General features: G+C 34.9%; 20 protein-coding genes. 12 read left to right on the forward strand and 8 right to left on the reverse strand.

Annotation, left to right across the window (positions count from 1 at the left end; all coding sequences use genetic code 11):
• The first annotated feature begins 64 nt into the window (after nt 1-64).
• The 3 genes from brnQ to JNUCC80_RS05460 all read left to right on the forward strand — a co-directional run bounded on the left by brnQ (nt 65) and on the right by JNUCC80_RS05460 (nt 2,764).
• Complete coding sequence (gene brnQ, locus JNUCC80_RS05450; RefSeq protein WP_454152859.1) at nt 65-1,411, forward strand: branched-chain amino acid transport system II carrier protein; 1,347 nt, start codon at nt 65-67, stop codon at nt 1,409-1,411.
• A 78-nt stretch (nt 1,412-1,489) separates the two neighbouring features.
• On the forward strand, nt 1,490-1,708 hold the full coding sequence (locus JNUCC80_RS05455; protein ID WP_454152860.1) for a hypothetical protein: 219 nt from the start codon (nt 1,490-1,492) through the stop codon (nt 1,706-1,708).
• Between the two features lie 15 nt (nt 1,709-1,723).
• Complete coding sequence (locus JNUCC80_RS05460; RefSeq protein ID WP_454152861.1) at nt 1,724-2,764, forward strand: YdcF family protein; 1,041 nt, start codon at nt 1,724-1,726, stop codon at nt 2,762-2,764.
• A gap of 37 nt (nt 2,765-2,801) precedes the next feature.
• Here JNUCC80_RS05460 and JNUCC80_RS05465 read toward each other — a convergent pair whose 3' ends face one another.
• Nucleotides 2,802-2,978: a hypothetical protein gene (locus JNUCC80_RS05465; RefSeq protein ID WP_156403337.1), complete on the reverse strand. Its 177-nt coding sequence runs from the start codon at nt 2,976-2,978 to the stop codon at nt 2,802-2,804.
• 148 nt (nt 2,979-3,126) lie between these two features.
• Between JNUCC80_RS05465 and JNUCC80_RS05470 the strand changes: the two genes are divergently transcribed.
• The 3 genes from JNUCC80_RS05470 to JNUCC80_RS05480 all read left to right on the forward strand — a co-directional run bounded on the left by JNUCC80_RS05470 (nt 3,127) and on the right by JNUCC80_RS05480 (nt 6,440).
• Nucleotides 3,127-4,299 (forward strand): aminotransferase class I/II-fold pyridoxal phosphate-dependent enzyme, encoded by a 1,173-nt coding sequence (locus tag JNUCC80_RS05470; RefSeq protein ID WP_454152863.1) that lies wholly within the window; start codon nt 3,127-3,129, stop codon nt 4,297-4,299.
• 90 nt (nt 4,300-4,389) lie between these two features.
• Entirely contained in the window at nt 4,390-5,391 is a 1,002-nt protein-coding gene (locus JNUCC80_RS05475; RefSeq protein ID WP_454153365.1) for a PTS sugar transporter subunit IIC, read from the forward strand.
• Nucleotides 5,392-5,402: 11 nt separating this feature from the next.
• Complete coding sequence (locus tag JNUCC80_RS05480) at nt 5,403-6,440, forward strand: PTS sugar transporter subunit IIC (RefSeq protein WP_454152864.1); 1,038 nt, start codon at nt 5,403-5,405, stop codon at nt 6,438-6,440.
• 33 nt (nt 6,441-6,473) lie between these two features.
• Here JNUCC80_RS05480 and JNUCC80_RS05485 read toward each other — a convergent pair whose 3' ends face one another.
• The 4 genes from JNUCC80_RS05485 to JNUCC80_RS05500 all read right to left on the reverse strand — a co-directional run bounded on the left by JNUCC80_RS05485 (nt 6,474) and on the right by JNUCC80_RS05500 (nt 9,680).
• Complete coding sequence (locus JNUCC80_RS05485) at nt 6,474-6,950, reverse strand: MarR family winged helix-turn-helix transcriptional regulator (protein WP_454152865.1); 477 nt, start codon at nt 6,948-6,950, stop codon at nt 6,474-6,476.
• 141 nt (nt 6,951-7,091) lie between these two features.
• Nucleotides 7,092-7,778, reverse strand: coding sequence for a methionine ABC transporter permease (locus JNUCC80_RS05490; RefSeq protein ID WP_454143809.1), 687 nt, complete (start codon nt 7,776-7,778; stop codon nt 7,092-7,094).
• Entirely contained in the window at nt 7,778-8,842 is a 1,065-nt protein-coding gene (locus JNUCC80_RS05495; RefSeq protein ID WP_454152867.1) for a methionine ABC transporter ATP-binding protein, read from the reverse strand. Before JNUCC80_RS05495 ends, JNUCC80_RS05490 begins: the two co-directional genes overlap by 1 nt.
• Nucleotides 8,843-8,861: 19 nt before the next feature.
• Nucleotides 8,862-9,680, reverse strand: coding sequence for a MetQ/NlpA family ABC transporter substrate-binding protein (locus JNUCC80_RS05500; RefSeq protein ID WP_454152868.1), 819 nt, complete (start codon nt 9,678-9,680; stop codon nt 8,862-8,864).
• Nucleotides 9,681-10,134: 454 nt separating this feature from the next.
• On the opposite strand from JNUCC80_RS05500, the gene JNUCC80_RS05505 reads away from it, so the two are divergent.
• From JNUCC80_RS05505 to JNUCC80_RS05525, 5 genes are all read left to right on the forward strand, one after another.
• Nucleotides 10,135-11,286: an ArgE/DapE family deacylase gene (locus JNUCC80_RS05505; RefSeq protein WP_454152870.1), complete on the forward strand. Its 1,152-nt coding sequence runs from the start codon at nt 10,135-10,137 to the stop codon at nt 11,284-11,286.
• A 464-nt stretch (nt 11,287-11,750) separates the two neighbouring features.
• Nucleotides 11,751-12,005, forward strand: coding sequence for a hypothetical protein (locus JNUCC80_RS05510; protein WP_454152871.1), 255 nt, complete (start codon nt 11,751-11,753; stop codon nt 12,003-12,005).
• 118 nt (nt 12,006-12,123) lie between these two features.
• Nucleotides 12,124-13,464 (forward strand): polysaccharide deacetylase family protein, encoded by a 1,341-nt coding sequence (locus tag JNUCC80_RS05515; RefSeq protein WP_454152872.1) that lies wholly within the window; start codon nt 12,124-12,126, stop codon nt 13,462-13,464.
• Between the two features lie 219 nt (nt 13,465-13,683).
• Nucleotides 13,684-15,492, forward strand: coding sequence for a heavy metal translocating P-type ATPase (locus JNUCC80_RS05520; RefSeq protein ID WP_454152873.1), 1,809 nt, complete (start codon nt 13,684-13,686; stop codon nt 15,490-15,492).
• Between the two features lie 139 nt (nt 15,493-15,631).
• Nucleotides 15,632-16,783 (forward strand): cation:proton antiporter, encoded by a 1,152-nt coding sequence (locus JNUCC80_RS05525; RefSeq protein ID WP_454152874.1) that lies wholly within the window; start codon nt 15,632-15,634, stop codon nt 16,781-16,783.
• A 13-nt stretch (nt 16,784-16,796) separates the two neighbouring features.
• Here JNUCC80_RS05525 and JNUCC80_RS05530 read toward each other — a convergent pair whose 3' ends face one another.
• The 3 genes from JNUCC80_RS05530 to JNUCC80_RS05540 all read right to left on the reverse strand — a co-directional run bounded on the left by JNUCC80_RS05530 (nt 16,797) and on the right by JNUCC80_RS05540 (nt 19,164).
• Nucleotides 16,797-17,486 carry a CPBP family intramembrane glutamic endopeptidase gene (locus JNUCC80_RS05530; RefSeq protein ID WP_454152875.1) on the reverse strand — a complete coding sequence of 230 codons (690 nt, stop codon included), beginning with the start codon at nt 17,484-17,486 and terminating at the stop codon, nt 16,797-16,799.
• Between the two features lie 14 nt (nt 17,487-17,500).
• Nucleotides 17,501-18,166, reverse strand: coding sequence for a CPBP family intramembrane glutamic endopeptidase (locus tag JNUCC80_RS05535; RefSeq protein ID WP_454152876.1), 666 nt, complete (start codon nt 18,164-18,166; stop codon nt 17,501-17,503).
• A gap of 86 nt (nt 18,167-18,252) precedes the next feature.
• Nucleotides 18,253-19,164 (reverse strand): metal ABC transporter solute-binding protein, Zn/Mn family, encoded by a 912-nt coding sequence (locus JNUCC80_RS05540; RefSeq protein WP_454152877.1) that lies wholly within the window; start codon nt 19,162-19,164, stop codon nt 18,253-18,255.
• Nucleotides 19,165-19,249: 85 nt separating this feature from the next.
• Here JNUCC80_RS05540 and JNUCC80_RS05545 point away from each other — a divergent pair, with 85 nt between their 5' ends.
• The gene (locus JNUCC80_RS05545; RefSeq protein WP_454152878.1) at nt 19,250-19,687 is read left to right on the forward strand and encodes a Fur family transcriptional regulator; all 438 of its coding nucleotides are present in this window, start codon (nt 19,250-19,252) and stop codon (nt 19,685-19,687) included.

The raw sequence follows: 19,687 nt of genomic DNA on the forward strand, positions 1-19,687 counted from the left end.
CTGTAAAATGATTAGCACTATATATCATTTAAAACTATTAAAAATTCGAAAGGATTACTATCAATTGAATTCAGATCGTTTATCACTCAAAAATACAATTTATATCGGATTACTATTATTTGGAATCTTTTTTGGGGCAGGTAATGTTATATTTCCTATCTTCTTAGGACAACAAGCTGCTAGCCAAACGCCAATGGCCACATTAGGGTTTTTGGTGACTTCTGTTGGTTTCTCACTTCTAGGGGTACTTAGTGTCACTTTTATCAAGGAAAATAGCATTTATGAAATCGCTCGCAAAGTGAATAAGCCCTATGCCTACATCTTTACAATGCTTGTCTTTTTTATCTTAGGTCCCTTATTTGCGACACCACGTTTAGCCACAACATCTTTTGACGTTGGTATCCAACCTCTAATTAGTCCTGGATCTGAAAAATTAGTTTTAGCTATCTTTTCAATTTTGTTTTTTGCTTTAACTTTTGTCTTAACATTAAAACCTGCAAAATTAATGACCTATATTGGTAAATATTTAACCCCCTTATTTTTAATTTTAATTGCTATTTTGATGATTTTTGCCTTCACTAACCCAATGGGAAATCTTAATCAAGCACCACAAGTCAGCTATCAAAGTGGTACTTTCTTCAAGGGATTTTTAGAAGGATATAATACAATGGACGCCTTAGGCGCTCAATTAATGGCATTTGTTGTTATTAATGCTATCAAAGACCTCGGCATCACTGAACCTAAGCAAATTGCTAAAGAACTAACAAAATCAAGTATTATTTTTATTGCTATTATGAGTATTATTTACATTTTACTCGCTCTAATGGGTGCTCTTAGTCTTGGAACATTAGCACCAGGTGCTAACGGTGGTGTTGCACTTGCTCAAATTGCGACTCATTATCTGGGTAAAATGGGAAATGTGCTACTAGCTGCTATTATTATTGTTGCTTGTTTAAAAACAGCAATTGGTTTAATTACAGCCTTTGGGGAAGCGATGAACCACTTATTCCCCAGAATTTCTTACCGAACATTCATTGCAATTGCTTGTATCTTACCAGCAATCTTTGCAAACATTGGGTTAACAAATATCATTGCTTATTCAATTCCTGCCTTGATGTTTGTCTTCCCACTCGCTTTAGTTCTAATTTTTGTAGCTTTATTAACACCTTTAGTTGGTGATCACAGAATTTTATATCAAACAACAACCTTATTTGTCTTAATTCCAGCCATAATGGATGGACTAAATAACTTACCAGAGTTTTTAATAACTGATACCATCAAGTCAATGATAGACTTTTACCATGCAATTATTCCGTTTAGTTCACTTGGACTAGGTTGGGTTGTCCCTGCAATTATCGGTTACATAATAGGGTTATTCCTCTTAGCTACTACCAAAAAAAGCAAAGCTTAATCACTTTGCTTTTTTTCTTTGTTTAACTGCAAATATGGTAAAATTAGGTATTATTACCTAAGAGAAAAGAGGATTGACATGAACGATTTACTAAAAGAAATTGCCGACTTTTTCAATAGTAATCCAAAAGGATTTATTGCGTTTGCGATATTTATTTTTGGAATCATTTTATTTGGATTCGGTAAAAAAGCTCCTGTATTACGTCTATTTTTAGGCGACAAAAGCGTATTTTTCCAACTTTTCTGGGGAGCAATTATTTCCCTTATTGGGATTGCCTTAATCTACTTATTTAGATAGAAACGAGGTTTAACTGTGTTTATTTTATTCTTATTATTAATCGATGTGATAATGGTAGCAGCCTTTGCCTATAGCTACAAACAAAACAAAAGTAGACTTCGCAATGGTCTACTACTTAACTTATCAATTTTAATGACAGGATTAGTATTTGGCGCTATTGTGCTCAGTATTAACTATCAACCCCTAACCACTGCTAGTTTAGTTATTGCTGGATTACTTGCACTGATTATCCTGTTCTTTTCTGTGTTTTACGGTGTCTTTTTAATTTGGAACGGTATTATTGTTTGGCGAAAAGAATCTCACTCACTCGCTAACACTTTAACCTTAATACTGGGTATTATGAGTGTTATCTATCCACTAATTTTTGGATTAGTTCACTGGTTATTACCTGAAAACATTTTCATTTTCTTTGATAACACATTGAGTACTGTGCTTGCTTATATTGTCTTTTGCTTATTTAACTTTTTAAGCTCATTGTTACTCTTTTACTTTTATAGACCTAAAAAGGATAAAGACTTCATTATTGTTTTAGGTTCAGGATTAATCAACGGCAATCAGGTGCCACCTTTATTAGCAGCTAGAATTGACCGTGCCATTTGGTTTTATCAAAAACAAATTGAAAAAGGAAAACCCGCACCTTACATTATTTGTACAGGAGGTCAAGGAGCTGATGAAAGCACTTCAGAAGGTGAAGCTATGCGTCAGTATGCCATTGACCATGGTGTTGATGCTAAACGTGTGATTGCGGAAACCAAAGCAAAAAATACAATTGAAAATATGACATTTTCAAGACAAATTATCGATCAACTTGGACTAGATATTCATAATGGTATCTTTGTTACAAGCTACTACCACCTTTATCGTGGTGCTCAATACGCTAGAGATGCCGGTATGCCAATTAATGGTTTGGGTGCGAAAACAAGATTTTTCTTTGTACCAAATGCAATCATTAGAGAGTATATCGCTGTCTTACTTGCGCACCGAAATTTCCATACCATTGTCATTATCTTGCTAGTTATTTTCTCGATTATTAAATCATTATCACAATTAAAATAAAAAAAGCTCTGAGCGTTTTCGCTCAGAGTTTTTTTTATTAATCTTTTTTACCGCGGAATTCATCCACTTTTTTGCCAGCTTCGTTTAAACCGTCGCTCACTTTTTTGTGAACATCATCAGTTGCTTTTTTAGCTTTATCAACAGCGTCACTGTTTTTAACTGAATCAATGCCCTTTGATACTTTGTCTTTCATTTCGTCAAAATTAAATGCCATAATGTATTCCTCCTCATTAATTTAATTCTATTATAGCGCTAGAATGTAAATTTGTTAACTACTTTATACTAAAATTTTGAAAATAATTGACTGCTTATATTAAAATGATATGATAAAAATAATAAAAAATATTAAAAGGAGATTCGCTATGTCATCACTGATTAATCGCTTAAACAAAAATTTATCTATTTTGAAACCCAATTCAATTCTAGAATTCAACGCTGAAATTTCACAGATTGAAGATATTGTTCACCTTACAATTGGTGAGCCTGATTTCAATACACCTGATCACGTCAAACAAGCCGCTATCAAAAGTATTGAAAACAATGAAAGTCACTACACAAATCCCCGTGGTACAATCGAACTTCGAACAGCCGCAAGCCAATTTTTAAAATCTAAGTATGGGTTAAACTACAATCCAGAAGATCAATTAATTATTACAGCCGGTGTAACTGAAGCAATTTATGCTACATTGTCTACAATTTTGAATCCAGGTGATAAAGTCATCTTACCTACACCTATTTTCCCTCTATACATCCCGATTATGGAATTCTTAGGTGCTTCACCAATTTATATTGATACTTCAAAAACAGATTTCAAATTATCAAAAGAACAACTGAAAAAAGCACTTGATGAAGATGGCGAATCAGTAAAAGCAGTTGTCTTAAACTTTCCAAACAATCCAACTGGTGTAACTTATAATCAAGCTGAATTAGAAGATTTAGCATCTGTTATTGCCAACTACGATATTTTTTGTATCAGTGATGAAATTTATAGCGAACTTTCTTATCAACATGATCACGTTTCAATGGGAACAATTTTACCTGAGCAAACACTTGTCTTTAACGGTGTTTCAAAGTCACACGCTATGACTGGATGGCGTATTGGTGTGATTGGTGGACCCGCTCCTATTATTAATGAAGTTAATAAGGTGCACCAATTCTTAATCACATCAGCTACAACCAATGCTCAAGCAGCTGCAACTGAAGCGTTCAAAAATGGTCTTGAAGATGGCCCTCAAATGCGAGAAGCCTATGCTAAACGTGTTGCCATTTTAGAAGAAGGGCTTAGTCAACTTGGATTTGATTACGTTAAACCAAACGGTGCCTTTTACTTATTTGCCAAAATTCCTGAACAATTTACACAAGACAGTTTTGAATTTAGCCGTCAGCTTGCTCACGGAGCAAAAGTTGCTGTCATTCCAGGTTCTTGTTTTGGTCCTGGTGGTGAAGGCTATGTTCGTATTAGCTTTGCTGCTAGTGAAAAAAATATAAAAACAGCACTAGACCGTATCAAAACATTTTTAAACCAGGTAAAATAAAAGCGACGACTGACTCAGTCAATCATTTCACCCCAGAAAAGGAGCTTTATTTTGAACAAAAACTGGCTTGAAACACTCAAAAAAATTACGATGACAACGCTTAATGGTGTTTCCATTGGTGTTATCGTTGCCTTGGTTCCAGGTGCTTTACTTAATAATATTATGAAAGCCTTGTTACCTCATTTTGGACTTGCGCAAACCGTCTTGAACTTTACAGCGATTTCAGCAGTCCTGCTTCCTGTAGTCAGCGCGCTTTGTGTTGGTTTAATGGGAAAATTGACACCTATTCAAAGTGCTTCGCTTGTTTTAGCAACAGCAATTGGTGCTGGTAATATTAAAGCAACGCCCAACGGACTGACAATCGCTGGATCAGGTGATGTTATTAACGTTGGTGTCACAATTTTAATTAGTTATATGTTGATACTACTTTTAGGCAATCGCCTAAAATCTTATACGATTTTGCTATTACCATCGATTGTTTTGATTATTGGTGGTGGAATTGGTCAATTAACACTGCACCCAGTTGGTAAAATTACTCAATTTATTGGCGATTTCATCGCACAAGTGACGCATCTTCAACCTATTCTGATGGGAATTTTACTTGGTATTTCATTTGCTTTAATCATTATTTCGCCCGTTTCTTCGGTAGGAATTGCTTCTGCAGTTGGCTTACAAGGCGTTGCTTCCGGTTCTGCTAACCTTGGGATTGTGGCAGCTGCTTTTGCTTTAGCTGTTTATGGTTTCAAAGTTAATTCACTCGGTGCATCCCTTGCTCACATCATCGGTTCTCCTAAGATTCAAATGGCCAACATCGTTAAAAAACCAAAGGTCATGCTGCCGATTGCGATTAACTCTGGTATCTTAGGTGGGTTAGGTGCACTGCTAAACATCAACGGAACCGCTATGAGTGCTGGATTTGGCTTTTCAGGTTTAATCGGGCCTATTGCCGCACTTGAACAAGGTTCAAATATTTTGACATTAATTATTATTTTCATTATTGTACCGTTTGCTTTAGCTTTAATTAGCCATTATTTATTTATTCTAAGATGGCGCTTTATGGACATTAAAGACTTTACACTTAATTACGATTAAAGGAGAAAAATGTGAAGCCCTTAACTTTTGCCCAGTTTAAAGAAATTTTAGTGAACATTTTAAATGGTATTTCGATTGGCGTGATTACCACGCTGGTACCTGGTGCTATTTTGAACAATTTAATGAAGCTGTTCACCCAATACTCTTGGTCACAATCTGTTCTATTATTCACTGCTATTGCAACGACTCTACTTCCAGCAGTTAGTGCATTATGTGTTGGGATGATTAGCCAGTTTACACCTATCCAAACAGCCTCGCTAACCTTAGCAACTGTTGTGGGAGCTGGTAATATCAAAGTTTCAGCTGATGGCTTATCTATTGCTGGAACTGGAGATGTTATCAATGTTGGTGTTACTATTTTAATTGCCTATCTAATCATATTGATTCTGGGTAATCATTTGAAATCTTATACGATTTTATTAATGCCGTCATTGGTCCTTCTAATTGGAGGTGGATTAGGAAGCTTAACGCTAAAACCTGTTGGTCAAATCACACTCCTCATTAATAGTTTGGTCATGCAATTTATGCATCTTCAACCATTCTTAATGGGGGGATTACTTGGTGCTTCATTTGCCTTGATTATGATTTCACCCATATCAGCTGTTGGGATTGCGACAGCTGTTGGCGTTTCGGGAATTGCTTCTGGATCAGCAGGACTGGGCGTTGTCGCGACAGCCTTTTCATTAGCCGCATACGGCTTTAAAGTCAACTCTTTTGGAACTGCGATCGCATTGATATTAGGATCACCGAAAATTCAGCTCGCTAATATTTTAAAAAAACCTAAAGTCATTTTCCCAATCGTGGTTAACGCCGCAATCATGGGAGCTTTAGGACCCTTATTTAATATTCAAGGAACGCCTGTTAGTGGCGGATTTGGTTTTATTGGTGCAGTTGGCCCTATCACAGCATTAGAATATTCTGCTAGCCGGTTAGTGGTTGGCTTAACTTTTATTGTAATTCCGATTTTGTTAGCCCTAATCAGCTACTACTTGTTTATTCAAAAACTAGGCTACATGTCACAAAATGATTTCAAAATTAACTACAAATAAAAAAGGAAACTCAAAGTTTGAGTTTCCTTTTTTTTATTCACCAAATTCACCGTATTTTTGAACAATACCTAAGAATTTTTCAATTGTATCTAATTCATCTTGTGTAAATGAACTAAAATCTTGTTTAACCTTTTCATAAGCTAATTCGTGAAAAGCTAAATTAGCATTAGCTAAATGCTCCCCTTTAGAGGTTAATTTAACATAAACATTACGATAATTTTCTAGCCCTCTAAATCTTTCAAGATACCCCAACTCATTTAATTTCTTGATTCGTCTAGAAACACCGCCTTGTGTAATTGACATCTGATTAACAATATCTGAAATCATAACTTCTTTCCCCAATATCAAAGTTAAAATTTCTAAATCATGATGTGTTAGCTGTGCTCTAACCTCTTCAGCATAAAGAGAACCATATTTTTCTTCGAAAAAGCTCAACTTTTCAGTTAAAGAACTTTTTTGTAATTTTTCGATTACCTGCCAAGCAATATGATCACGACTAATTTGAACCAAACTAATGTCCTCCTCACTATAACTTTTATTTTATATTCATTATAATTATCAAATATTAATTATATCATAAATATAATAAAAATTTACTTAAAATGCTATAACAACAAAAAGAACACCGCCTTAATTAAGACAGTGTTCTTTTTAATGACTTACTTTTTTTGTAATGTAGTCTCCAATGAATTGGATAACGAAAACAAATAATAAAACCATCAGTGTTGCAACGATAGTCACATCATTTTGGAAACGTTTATATCCAATATCCAATGCAAGACTTCCTAGTCCACCTGCTCCAACAGCTCCAGCCATTGCAGTTAGGTTAACTAGACTAATAATTGTTAAAGTACTTGCTCTAATCAAATCAGGTAATCCTTCTTTTAGGTAGACGCTCCAAACAATCCCAAAGTTTGATTCTCCCATTGATTGAGCCGCCTCAATAACACCTTTATCAACTTGCACTAAAGCATTTTGAACCTGTCTAGCATAAAAAGGAAATGTTCCAATTACAAGCGGAACAAGTGCTCCTTGTGGGCCTATTGTAGTGCCAACGATTATTTTAGTCAAGGGACCAATTAAAGCTAGCAAAATAATAAACGGAATAGATCTTAACACATTGACAATCTTATCAGTAATGTTGTAAATCGTTTTATTTTCGGCAATTGCACCGTCTTCAGTAATAACTAAAATCAGTCCTACAACTAGACCGATAACACCTGCGATAATCGCACTAATGATTGTCATATAAAGAGTTTGAGAAATTGCACCTTCAAAGCCATAATCACCATGCCAGTTATCAAAAACGTTAGGAATATATTGTTTTAGAAAATCCATTAATCGTCACCTCCAAAATCAGCTAAATTGAGTTTCTTAATGCGAACACCAGATTTAGTTAAAAATTCTAATGATTCTGCTACTTTTGACGCTTCGCCACTTAAAATCACGATTAAGCTTCCTATTGGTGTTCCTTGTAAGATTTCAACATTACCATATAAGATATTGGCACTTACGCCAAATTTTTGGTAAAGGCTAACAATAATGGGTTCATCGGTTGTATCCCCTGAGTAAGAAAGCTGCACTAATTGTTCACCCGGCTTAAGGTGTTTTAAGTTATCTTGTTGTGCTAGACCTTTTAATGTTGCATCTAGTCTTGTCGTGGTATCAATAAATGACTGGGTCAAACTAGTTTTTGGATTAGCAAAAATATCAAGCACTGAGCCGCGTTCAATTACTTTTCCTTGTTCCATCACAGCTACTTTATTACTGATTTGTTTAACCGCTTCCATTTGGTGAGTGATTAAAACGACAGTTAAGTTCAACTTTTTATTTAATTTTTGTAATAAATTCAAAATTGATTCGGTTGTTTTAGGATCTAACGCACTTGTTGCTTCATCAGAAATTAAGATATCTGGGTCATTAGCTAGTGAACGGGCAATTGCCACACGTTGTTTTTGACCGCCAGAAAGTTGTCTAGGATAAGTATCTTTTTTATCTGACAATCCAACTAATTCTAAAAGTTCATTAACTTTATCAGTTTTTTCTTGCTTAGAAAGGGGGCTCCCTTTTAAAGCATAAGCGACGTTTTGCGCAATTGTACGTGACATCATTAAGTTGAAGTGTTGAAAAATCATCCCGATTTTCTTACGTGTTTGACGTAGCTTTGGCGCATCATATTGGCAAATATCTTCACCATTAATCAGCACTTCACCACCTGTTGGTCGTTGAAGCAAGTTAATCACACGAACAAGTGTACTTTTACCTGCTCCAGAATAACCCACAATACCAAATATATCACCACGTTGAATGTCTAAATTAACGTTATCAACTGCTAATACATCGCGTTCTTTATTCTTAAAATTAACACTAATATTCTTTAGTTGAATTAAGGGCTGTGCCATCCTTTACACCTCGTCTAATCTAAAATTTGTAATCCCATGCTGGAACTGTTGAACCTTGGTATACTTCTTTAATCTTATCAGCAACTTCTTGTGTTTGGTAAGCTGCGACGATTTTCTTGTAAGTTTCGTTATCTTTGTTTTCTGGTTTTGTTGCAATCACATTAATCCAAGGTTTTGATTTTTCTGTAATTGGTTCTCTATAAATTGCTGAGTTTAAATCTAATTTTGCATCTAAGGCAACTGTGTTATTCACAACAGATGCGCTCACTTCAGACAATGAACGTGCTGTTTGTGAAGCATCTAAAGGTAATAATTTGATATTTTTTGGATTATCTACAACATCATTTGGTGATGGTAATTTAACATCGCTTTTTAGTTTCAACACACCTGCTGATTCTAGTAGTTGAAGTGCACGTGCTTGGTTTGTAACATCATTTGGAAGTGCAATTTGTGCACCATTTGGTAAATCATTTAAGCTTTTGATTTTATCTGAGTAAACACTTAAAGGTGCAATTACTGTATTACCAATTGCTGTAAGATTTGTCTTACGAGCATTGTTCCAGTTTTCTAAAAAGTAAACGTGTTGGTAAGCATTCAAGTCAATGTCACCACCAGCAAGCGCTTGGTTAGGTTGATCATAATCATTAAATTGAACTAACTTAATATTAACGCCTTCTTTTTGAAGGTTTGTCTTGATAACGTCCCAAATACGTGTATCTGAACCCATGATACCTACTTTGACCTCATTACCACCGCCACCTGATGAACACGCTGTGGCTACCAACGCAACTACCACGGTAACTAAACCTAATAAAATCTTTTTAACTGACTTTTTCATAACTAATTCCTCCTACAAACTAAATTCCTATTAAAATAAAAAAAACTCGCCTCTAATATTAATTAGAAACGAGTTTATCGTGATTACCATTCTACTTCGAAGCAAGCTTACACTTACTTCCTCAACAACGTACAACCAAACTCAAAAAGAGTTGTGATACGCGTGCACGGTTAATGGGTGCCAATCCATCGTTACTTAAAATCATTCAGTAACGCCAATCATGAGCCATTTTCGCTTCGTGTGAACTACCTTACTCTCATCAAATGTAAGTTTTCTGTACAGTCTTTAACAAAGTTACTTTCTCAATCAACTTGTTTGCTTTATTCCGTTGTTGGCTAAATAATAAGTCATTTTTTGTAAGTTGTCAACACCCAAAAATTAAATTTGATTTTCATCTAGTTTTAATTTAGTCTCTTAGTTACAGTATACTATGTCAAATAGTTAGGAGTTAAAAATGAGACAAGAAGAAAAAGTAAAAATATTAAGTGACTTAATTGAAATTAATACCGTTGATCAAAATGAAAAAGAAATTGCTGATTACATCGCAGAATTATTTGACCAACATGGTATTTCTTCTATTGTAGATGAAGTTGCTCCTAATCGTGCAACGTTGGTCGCAGAAATAGGGACAAAAAAATCTGATAAAATTTTAGGGATTTCAGGACATGCTGACACTGTCTCTGCCGGTGATATTAGTAAATGGACATATGATCCTTTCAAAACAACAATTGTAGGAGATAAGCTGTATGGTCGCGGATCAAGTGACATGAAAAGTGGTCTGGCAGCACAAGTTATCGCTATTATCGAATTAGTTGAAGAGCATACTTTACCAGCCGGTACTCTAAGATTTTTAATGACAAATAATGAAGAAGATGGTGCTTCAGGTGCTAAGGTACTAACTGAAAAAGGCTACAGTAAAGATTTAGATGCGCTTATTATCTCTGAACCAACAGGTGGAGATGTTATCTATGCACATTGTGGTTCACTAAATTATCGCGTTAAAAGCTATGGTAAAGCTTGGCACAGTTCCGCTCCAAAAAATGGTATCAATGCCATCACTGATTTGATAGCTTTTGCTAATCAAGAACCACACCTTTTTGACAAGTTTGAATCTGACCCTATTTTAGGTGAATTAGCCCACAGCATTACCAAAATTGAAGGTGGTCATCAAATCAATTCCATTCCTGAATATGCTGAATTATCAGGTAATATCAGACCAACCGGTACTGCTCCTAACCAAGCTATTATTGATATTTTGACTCGTACTATTGACCAATTAAATCAAGAAATAGCTGGCCACCTTGAACTTGAAATTATTCATGACTTTTATCCAGTTGTCACTGACCCTAATGATAAGTTAATTAAACAACTTACTTCGCTTTCAACCGCAAACTTTGATAAAAAAGCTGAGTTAAAAATCATCCATGGTGCAACAGATGCTAGCGATTTTGTTAAAGCAAATCCAACGCTCCCCGTAGCAGTATTTGGCCCTGATGCTTGGGAAAATGCGCATCAAGTTGATGAGTTCACAACAATATCAAGTTATTTAGAGACAATCACAACACTAAAACAGGTCATTTTACAATTTTTCAATGAATTTGAATAAAATGGTCACACTTTTTTCACATTTTATCAGTATAGTTTAACCATAGCCAATAGGTTACCCCCCTTGAGGCTTGTTATAAACAAATATGACCCAACTTTTGTTTTCATTCATTCTTACTCCTCCAAGTAGATTGAACGTTGCGTCGACTTTTTAGTCGACCCAAAAGAAAAGCCAGCCTCCCCGGGCTGGCTTTTTATTATGCTATTTTTTGCTTGACAAAACTGTTAATAAGTAGCAATATTAGGATTAAAGATAATCTTTTAGTACCAATCTGTTTGGATTACATAAGTTCAATTATCTCGTACATACAAGAAACTGATTCTATTTATTATGTTTTTTTTAAATTACAATTTTATAAGTTGTTTTTTTTATTGCATAATATTAATATTATTTTTAGTCCAAGCGTGATGACATTAAAAGCTTATTTATATATATTTATTGGAAATATTCGGAGGGAATATACTATGAAAAAATTAGTTGTACTAGGAAGCACATTATTTGCTTCAGCATTGTTATTAACAGGTTGTTCAAACGGTAACAGCTCAAACAGTTCATCATCAGATGCACAAACATCACAATCATCAAGCTCAGCTGCTGATTCATCATCACAATCATCATCAAGTGATCAATCAAGCTCACAATCATCAAGTTCAGCTGCTGATTCATCATCTCAATCATCAAGTTCAGAAGCTGCTTCATCAGAATCATCATCTAACTAATTTGATTAATAAAAGACATTCGATTAAATCGAATGTCTTTTTTGTTTTTGTAGTTATTTGATTATGATAGACTTAATAATAGATTACTAAAAACCATATAGATAAAGGGACTGTCACTATGCATCGATCGCGCAAACAAGTCAGACGACAAAGTCGAAAAAACAATCGTAACTTCAAAAAATGGGGCCTTATTTTATTCAGTATTTTTATTGTCTTAACTTTGATTACTATTGCGACAATAAAAATGGCATCTTCTCCTTCTGAACCAACAGCCGACCAACTAATTGAACAAACTTATCCTAACTTAAAAAAATTGACTACAACAAGCAATGACCAGCCCCAAGCTTACTTTTTGCCAGAAAATGAAGTTATTAAAAATACTGCCACAACACTAATCAATCAGCACCTGGAAGCTGGCAATGTATATTACCTCACATCAAAGGAAAACAGCACTATTTCAGTGAACACAATTTATAGTGTTCCAAAAAATAGTCAGAATCTAACAACGGATTCAAAAGTAGTCGCTGAATTCAATTCTACAAAAGATGGTAGTAAAGTTTTGAAGCTGGCAGACTTGATTAAAGCTGATGACAAGAGTCAGGCTGCTTTTAAACTAGCCTTGACTAAACATGTTTTTGAAACAAACGCTATTAATTCTGAGCAATTCCTTACACTAAAAAATCAATTGCAGTCCATTTCCTTAGATACAACTCATTTCAAACTAAATCAAAACCAACTGGATATGCGTCTTCCTGATAATGCCGCAACTATCAAACAAGCAACTTTGGATATAGCTTCAATTAATTATTTATTGAACCCTGATTACCAAATTTCTACTGAACAGCCTACTCAAAGTCAAAAGAAAGTTATTGCTTTGACTTTCGATGATGGTCCAAGAGCTGGTTCAACCGATAGTATTTTGAATACCTTAAATCAATTTGATGTTAAGGCCACATTCTTTATGTTAGGCCAGAATGCAAAACGCTATCCTAACTTGGTTAACAAAGTAAAAGAAAATGGTCACGCTATTGGCAGTCATAGTTTTAATCACCCGATGCTAACTAAACTGACGCCAGATGATCTCAACAATCAAGTTAATCAAACTGATCAAGCAATTTATGAAGCTGCTCATATTTATCCGACATTGTTCAGACCGCCTTATGGTGCGAGAAATCAAGTCGTTGACCAAGCTATTTTTAAACCACTTATAGAGTGGAACATTGATAGTGAGGACTGGAAGAAACCAGGCACAGACGTATTACTTAAAACGATTCAACAAAATGTACGCTCTGGTTCTATTCTTTTAATGCACGATATTCATCAAACAACGGCTGATGCTCTACCCACTATTATTAATTATCTTAAAAATGCAGGATATGAATTTGTCACCATTGATCAATTATATCAACATCAGCTTTATCCGATGACTAACTATTACAGTCAACATGATACACGTTAAAAGCATTCGATTAGAATGCTTTTTTTGTTAGCCTTAATTAATTCACTTTTAGGATTAATTGTGTTAGATTTTAGGTAAACCTAACTACTTTGTCTTGCTATCACATTCTGGCAATTTTAAATATTTTAGTTGCCCTAAACCTTAGTTTAGGGTTTATATTGTTAGAAAGATAGTTTCAAAGTTTATCGTTATTTTAGTTTAACCTGAGGAGGAATAATAGTGAAACATCAATGGAAACTAGGCGTCACGCTTTTAGTTGGTGTGATGGCTTTAATTTTAGAATTCATTTTTCATTCACCAATTAGCGCTCGAGTGCTAATCACAATTGTCGGAATTTTAATGGCTATTTCGTTGGTAATCGAAATGGTCAAAACAATCAAATCTGGTAAATATGGTGTCGATATTTTAGCAATTATGGCAATTATTGCTACTATGATTGTTGGTGAATATTGGGCCAGTTTGATGATTTTAATCATGTTAACAGGTGGTGACTCACTTGAAGATTATGCGGCCTCACAAGCTGGTAAAGAACTGGAATCTTTACTCAAAAATGCACCGCAGTCTGCTCACCTTTTAACTGCTGACTCAAAACTAAAAGAAGTCAGCGCAGATGATTTAAATGTTGGTGATTTAGTTGTCGTTAAACCTGGGGAATTAGTCCCAGTAGATGGTGTCATTACACAAGGATCTTCAACTTTTGACGAGTCTTCTTTAACTGGTGAATCAACTCCTGTTTCAAAGACGCAAAATCAAAAATTAATGTCTGGATCAATTAATGGGGACTCTTCTGTCACAATGAAGGTTGAAAAAGTCGCATCAAAATCCCAATATCAAGCAATTGTGCACCTGGTAAAAAGCTCTGAAGCAAAACCAGCGAAATTCGTTAAAATGGCAAATCGTTATGCCGTCCCATTCACCATCATTGCACTAGTTATCGCTGGTGTTGCCTGGGCTGTCAGCAAAGATCCTGTCCGATTTGCCGAAGTCTTGGTTGTCGCTTCACCTTGTCCTTTAATCCTTGCCGCTCCCGTTTCACTAGTTGCAGGTATGAGCCGCATGAGCCGTAATCATATCGTCGTAAAAAGTGGGACCACTATCGAAAAAATTGCTTTAACTAAAACGGTTGCTTTTGATAAAACAGGAACGTTAACCAAAAATCAATTAAAGCTTAATGATGTGCAATTATACACAGACATTAATGAGGCAGAATTTCTCAAACTTGCAGCTAGTGTTGAGCAAAATTCTTCTCATATTTTAGCTCGTTCATTACTAAACGAAGTTAATCATAATAAGTTGTATCCGGTATCTAATCTCAAAGAAGTTACCGGTAATGGCGTGATTGCAACTGTCAACAATCAAGAAATCAAAGTTGGTAAGTTAGACTTCGTTTCATTAAATCATCCAGATTTATCACTGACCGAAACTGCCATTCACGTTTCTATTGCTGGACAATATGCCGGATATCTCACCTTTTCAGATCAAGTCCGTCCTGAAGCTAAGCAAACAATTGCTGATTTAAAAGCTTTAGGTGTCGAAAATATTATGATGCTAACGGGTGATGATCACTTGGTTGCTAATAAAGTAGCTCAAGAGTTAGGCATTGATCAAGTTAAAGCAGAATGTCTACCCATTGATAAAATCAATTATCTAAAAGCAATCAAAGATAATCATCGTCCTGTCATGATGGTTGGTGATGGCGTTAACGATGCGCCTTCTCTTTCTGCTTCTGATGTGGGTATCGCAATGGGCGCAACTGGTGCAACTGCCGCTAGTGAAAGTGCAGATGCTGTTATCTTAGTTGACGATTTAGCTCACGTTAGCCGTGCTGTCAAAATTGCACGCCGTACCATGAATGTTGCAAGAACAGACGTTATTACAGGTATCGTTATTTTGATTATGCTAATGCTAGTTGCTTCATTCGGCTTAATTCCAGCACTATTCGGCGCTATCTTGCAAGAAGTCGTTGATACCATCACAATCGTCTTAGGCCTACTTGCAAAACTCCCTCCACGTGGCGAAAAATATTGAGAGTCTACTAAAAATTTAGTATAATAGAAATAAATAATCGTATTTTGGTTGGAGTGCAACGCACTTTCAAGACTTCCTCTCATTTGGGTAGATGAGAAGTTTTGAAAGTGCGTTTTTTTATTTGGAAGGAATGATGAAAATGCACCTTATTTTAAGTTTATTTTTAATTTTAATCGTCTCTACACTGCTAAAAGCAGGTTTTCAAAAAATTAGTTTGCCACTTGTAATTGGTGAACTACTTACTGGTGTTTTGCTAGGACCTGCTTTACTCGGTTGGGTTCATACAGATGAAGCCATTAGTACTGTTTCTGAAATCGGAGTTATCCTTTTACTCTTTATTGCGGGTTCACATAGTGATTTAAAAACACTAAAAAGTGTCTTTAAATCCAGTTTCACTGTCGCTGTTCTCGGTGTTATTGCTCCCATTATTTTGATAGCGACAGCAAGTATCACAATATTCGCTGTCGGATTCAACGAAAGTATCTTTTTAGGTATTGTACTCGCTGCAACGAGCATCTCAATTGCACTGGAAGTTCTAAAAGAATCAGGTTTATTGCAAAGTAAAATGGGAAATGTTCTAATTGGTGCTGCAATTGTCGATGACTTTTTGACGCTATTTATTTTGAGTCTTTTCATCAACTTTAATAGTACAGGTAGTTTTGATCCCCTTGCTTTATGTCAAACACTAATCTTGCAAGTTATTTTCTTTGGTTTTGTTTTTCTATTTAAAAAATTCTTCCCTATTATCGACAATTTTTTCAAAACAAAGTCGATTAACCTCCCTTATTTCTATGAAATATTTTCACTAGTTATGATTTTTGGCTTATCTATTCTTGCCGAAAAAGTCGGACTTAGCGGTATTATGGGCGCATTCTTTGCCGGTATTATTTTGAAGGATACCACCTTTTTCAATCAAGTATCAGACAAAATATCGGCAACAGCTTACCTGATTTTTATCCCCTTATTTTTCGCTTCAATCGGACTGAACATGACACTAGATGGTGCTTTAGATAACTTGCCATTAATTTTGATTTTCACCCTAATTGCTATTCTTTCAAAATTTTTACCTGGCAAATTAGTCAGCCAATATTTTGGGCTATCCAAAAACCAGGCTAACATTGTTGGAAGTGGGATGATTGCTCGCGGTGAAGTTGCTTTAATATTAGTACAAACCGGCCTAACCAAATCGATTATTTCACATGACTTATATGTACAACTTATCATTGTCGTTATTTTAACAACCGTCTTAACACCATTCATGTTAAATTACTATATAAAAAAAGCAGGATAATTTATCCTGCTTTTTATTTTGCAAGTAATATGCCAATAAATGATAATAAGTTGTTCAACATATGAACACCTGTTGAACAGCGAAGATCTTTTGTTTTCAGGTAAATACCTGCAAATAGCACCCCCATCACTGCATAAGTGACTAAGCTCAAGTTAAACTGAAAACTAGTATGAGCTAGACCAAAGAGTAACCCGTTTAAAATAATACCTAATGTATTCTTTAAATTAGAACTCTGTTTGAAAAATAAATCAAAGAATAACCCTCTGAAGATAATTTCTTCAAGAATAGGACCAATGACGACAACGAATAGTCCAAATAAAAAGTTATTCCCTTTCACAAATTCGATAATCTTAACTTGGTTAGCTGATTCTGGTTGGTTTTTTAATAACACCAAGTTGATAACAACTTGAACAATAATTAAAACAACAAATAATCCCAATACAAGCTTTACTTTGTCAAAGCCAAACTTGGTTTGTTTGGTCATGAATTGTCTAGGATTATCTTTTTCAAGTAAGTAACGATAATAACGATAAATCCCATAAACGACAACTGCCGCAACAGCTAACCGAAGAACAATACCCAAAACATAACCCAAGCTCATAACTTCTTTTGGCATTTGCAAAAAAACTAACAAGAGTTGATCAACGAAAAAAACGACAACCGCCATAATTAAGCGAACAACATAGCTGACACTTTTCGACATTTTTTAACCCCTCACTATAAACTACTAATTACATTATTAATGATATGCACGATAATTGATGACTTAATATCTTTTGTGAACAAGTATACTGAAGCTAGTATCATTCCCATCACCGAATAAAGCACTAAGTATATTGACAATGATGTTTCGTGCATTAACCCAAATAGGACACCATTAACAAAAATCCCGACAACGTTATTTAACCGCGTATCCTTCTTGAAAAATAAGTTGAAAAATAATCCTCTAAAAATATATTCTTCAACAATAGGCCCTACAAACATCACAAACAGTGGGAATAAAAAGTTAACACTGGCTAAAATTTCATTCAATCCTGCTTCATTTGATGAAGTTTGATTAGCAGGGATTGCTAATGCTATCAAAAATTGAAAAGCTAACATGGTAACTGCACCCATAATCGTAATCATGAGATTGCGCTTATTAAATCGCCAATCAAATTGGAATTTCCGCTGATTATCAGCCTTTAATTCATATCCATATTCAATGGTCATCACGTATATAATCGCTACTGCCACAAGTATTCTGATGGCATTATTAATGATATATCCCATACTAATGGGTTCTGCCTTAACTGTTCCCATTAATCCAGTTAATAAGATATCAAAGAAACAGAAGATAAAAATCATCAGAACTTTTTCAAATGTTCCGCGTTTTTTAAACATAAAAAACCTCCTAACAGATTCTAAATCTCATTATAGCATTTAGAAACATGTTGGAGGTTTTGAAAAAATAACTCATCATAATTAAATTAGTTCATTAATTTTGAAATGTGATCAACAACATCTGTCATCCAATCAATGTACGACATGTTGTTAGGTTTAGTTTCAGTCACTTCAAGAATTGGTAAGTTAGCTGCTTTAGCTTTGTCAGCCATTTGGTCAGCTAATGGACTGTGACTTTGTGTATTGTAAACAAAGAATGAAACGGTTTTTGATTCGAAATCTTTTTGCATTTGGGCAATATCTTGAGCTGAAGGATCAGTTTCCTCTGCAACTGCTTGTTCAAAATGCTTGTTGTTAATTTCAAATCCGATTTGTTGAAGGAGATAGTCAGCAACTGGTTCTGATACGTTAACCTTTTTGTTGGCATCAGATAGATGACTTTTGACATCGTTAATCTTTGTAGTTAAAGTATCAAACTTCTTCAAGTAATCTTGTGCATTTTTTTGGTAAGTTGCTTGGTTAGCTGAATCAATTTCGCTCAATTTTTGGGTGGTTGTTTCAACAAACTTTTTCATTAAGCTAACATCATACCAGATGTGTTCGTTATCGCCATCTTTAAGTTGGCCAATGTCTGTTGCAATTGATATTTTTTGTGCTTTAGTATCGGTTGATTTCACTAGTTTTTCAAACCAGCTGTCATAACCCAAGCCATTTTCCACAATTAAATCAGCATTCGTGATTTTCTTAGCATCATTAGCTGTTGGTTCAAAGTGATGAGGGTCTGCACTAGAACCTGAAATAATTGGCGTCACATTTGCAGAAGTTCCTTGTGTGATTTCTGATACAATATTACTATAAACATCCGTTGAAGTAATCACATTGATTGCTTTTTCCGAATTTGAGCCACTAGTTGTTGTTGTTTGCTGAGATTGACTTTGACATCCTACAAAAACAACGGCTGCAAGCGCTAGTACGATTGTCGAAAATATTTTTTTCATAATTATAGTTACTTCTCCTTTAAATGATAATCATTACGATTTATAATTATATAGGATTATTGATCAAAAGAAAAGAGGAAATTAAATGAATCATCTAAAACAACAAGTCTTAGCCAAGATGAAACAAAACCAACTTAAAATAACCAAACAACGTGAAGTCTTAATTGACTTGCTAATTGAACACCGTGATACGTATTTAGATATTACAAAAATTGATCAATTAATGCGCCAAACATTTCCTTCAATGAGTTACAATACCGTCTATCGCAATCTTAAGCAACTTGAAGAAGCCGGACTGCTTGAACAAAATAATCAAATGGGACACGCTATGGTTAAAGTCATTTGTGAATTTGATCACCATCATCACTTCATTTGCCAAAACTGTGGTTTAGTCACTGAACTTAAAGAATGCCCCATGTCGATTTACCAATCGCAGATTCCAGGAGCTGAAATTTTATCTCATCAATTTGTTCTTGAAGGCTTATGCCAGAAATGCTCAAATTGCAAACCTAAAGCAAACTAA

It is taken from the genome of Holzapfeliella sp. JNUCC 80 (genome assembly GCF_053667655.1).

What these genes read in the sequence shown, in the direction of transcription:
- JNUCC80_RS05525 (WP_454152874.1), top strand. Translation starts at nt 15,632, where the DNA reads ATGCACCTTATTTTAAGTTTATTTTTAATTTTAATCGTCTCTACACTG.
- JNUCC80_RS05535 (WP_454152876.1), bottom strand. Translation starts at nt 18,166, where the DNA reads ATGTTTAAAAAACGCGGAACATTTGAAAAAGTTCTGATGATTTTTATC.
- JNUCC80_RS05455 (WP_454152860.1), top strand. Translation starts at nt 1,490, where the DNA reads ATGAACGATTTACTAAAAGAAATTGCCGACTTTTTCAATAGTAATCCA.
- JNUCC80_RS05490 (WP_454143809.1), bottom strand. Translation starts at nt 7,778, where the DNA reads ATGGATTTTCTAAAACAATATATTCCTAACGTTTTTGATAACTGGCAT.
- JNUCC80_RS05540 (WP_454152877.1), bottom strand. Translation starts at nt 19,164, where the DNA reads ATGAAAAAAATATTTTCGACAATCGTACTAGCGCTTGCAGCCGTTGTT.
- JNUCC80_RS05515 (WP_454152872.1), top strand. Translation starts at nt 12,124, where the DNA reads ATGCATCGATCGCGCAAACAAGTCAGACGACAAAGTCGAAAAAACAAT.
- JNUCC80_RS05495 (WP_454152867.1), bottom strand. Translation starts at nt 8,842, where the DNA reads ATGGCACAGCCCTTAATTCAACTAAAGAATATTAGTGTTAATTTTAAG.
- JNUCC80_RS05465 (WP_156403337.1), bottom strand. Translation starts at nt 2,978, where the DNA reads ATGGCATTTAATTTTGACGAAATGAAAGACAAAGTATCAAAGGGCATT.
- JNUCC80_RS05530 (WP_454152875.1), bottom strand. Translation starts at nt 17,486, where the DNA reads ATGTCGAAAAGTGTCAGCTATGTTGTTCGCTTAATTATGGCGGTTGTC.
- JNUCC80_RS05505 (WP_454152870.1), top strand. Translation starts at nt 10,135, where the DNA reads ATGAGACAAGAAGAAAAAGTAAAAATATTAAGTGACTTAATTGAAATT.
- JNUCC80_RS05500 (WP_454152868.1), bottom strand. Translation starts at nt 9,680, where the DNA reads ATGAAAAAGTCAGTTAAAAAGATTTTATTAGGTTTAGTTACCGTGGTA.
- JNUCC80_RS05470 (WP_454152863.1), top strand. Translation starts at nt 3,127, where the DNA reads ATGTCATCACTGATTAATCGCTTAAACAAAAATTTATCTATTTTGAAA.
- JNUCC80_RS05510 (WP_454152871.1), top strand. Translation starts at nt 11,751, where the DNA reads ATGAAAAAATTAGTTGTACTAGGAAGCACATTATTTGCTTCAGCATTG.
- JNUCC80_RS05475 (WP_454153365.1), top strand. Translation starts at nt 4,390, where the DNA reads ATGACAACGCTTAATGGTGTTTCCATTGGTGTTATCGTTGCCTTGGTT.
- JNUCC80_RS05545 (WP_454152878.1), top strand. Translation starts at nt 19,250, where the DNA reads ATGAATCATCTAAAACAACAAGTCTTAGCCAAGATGAAACAAAACCAA.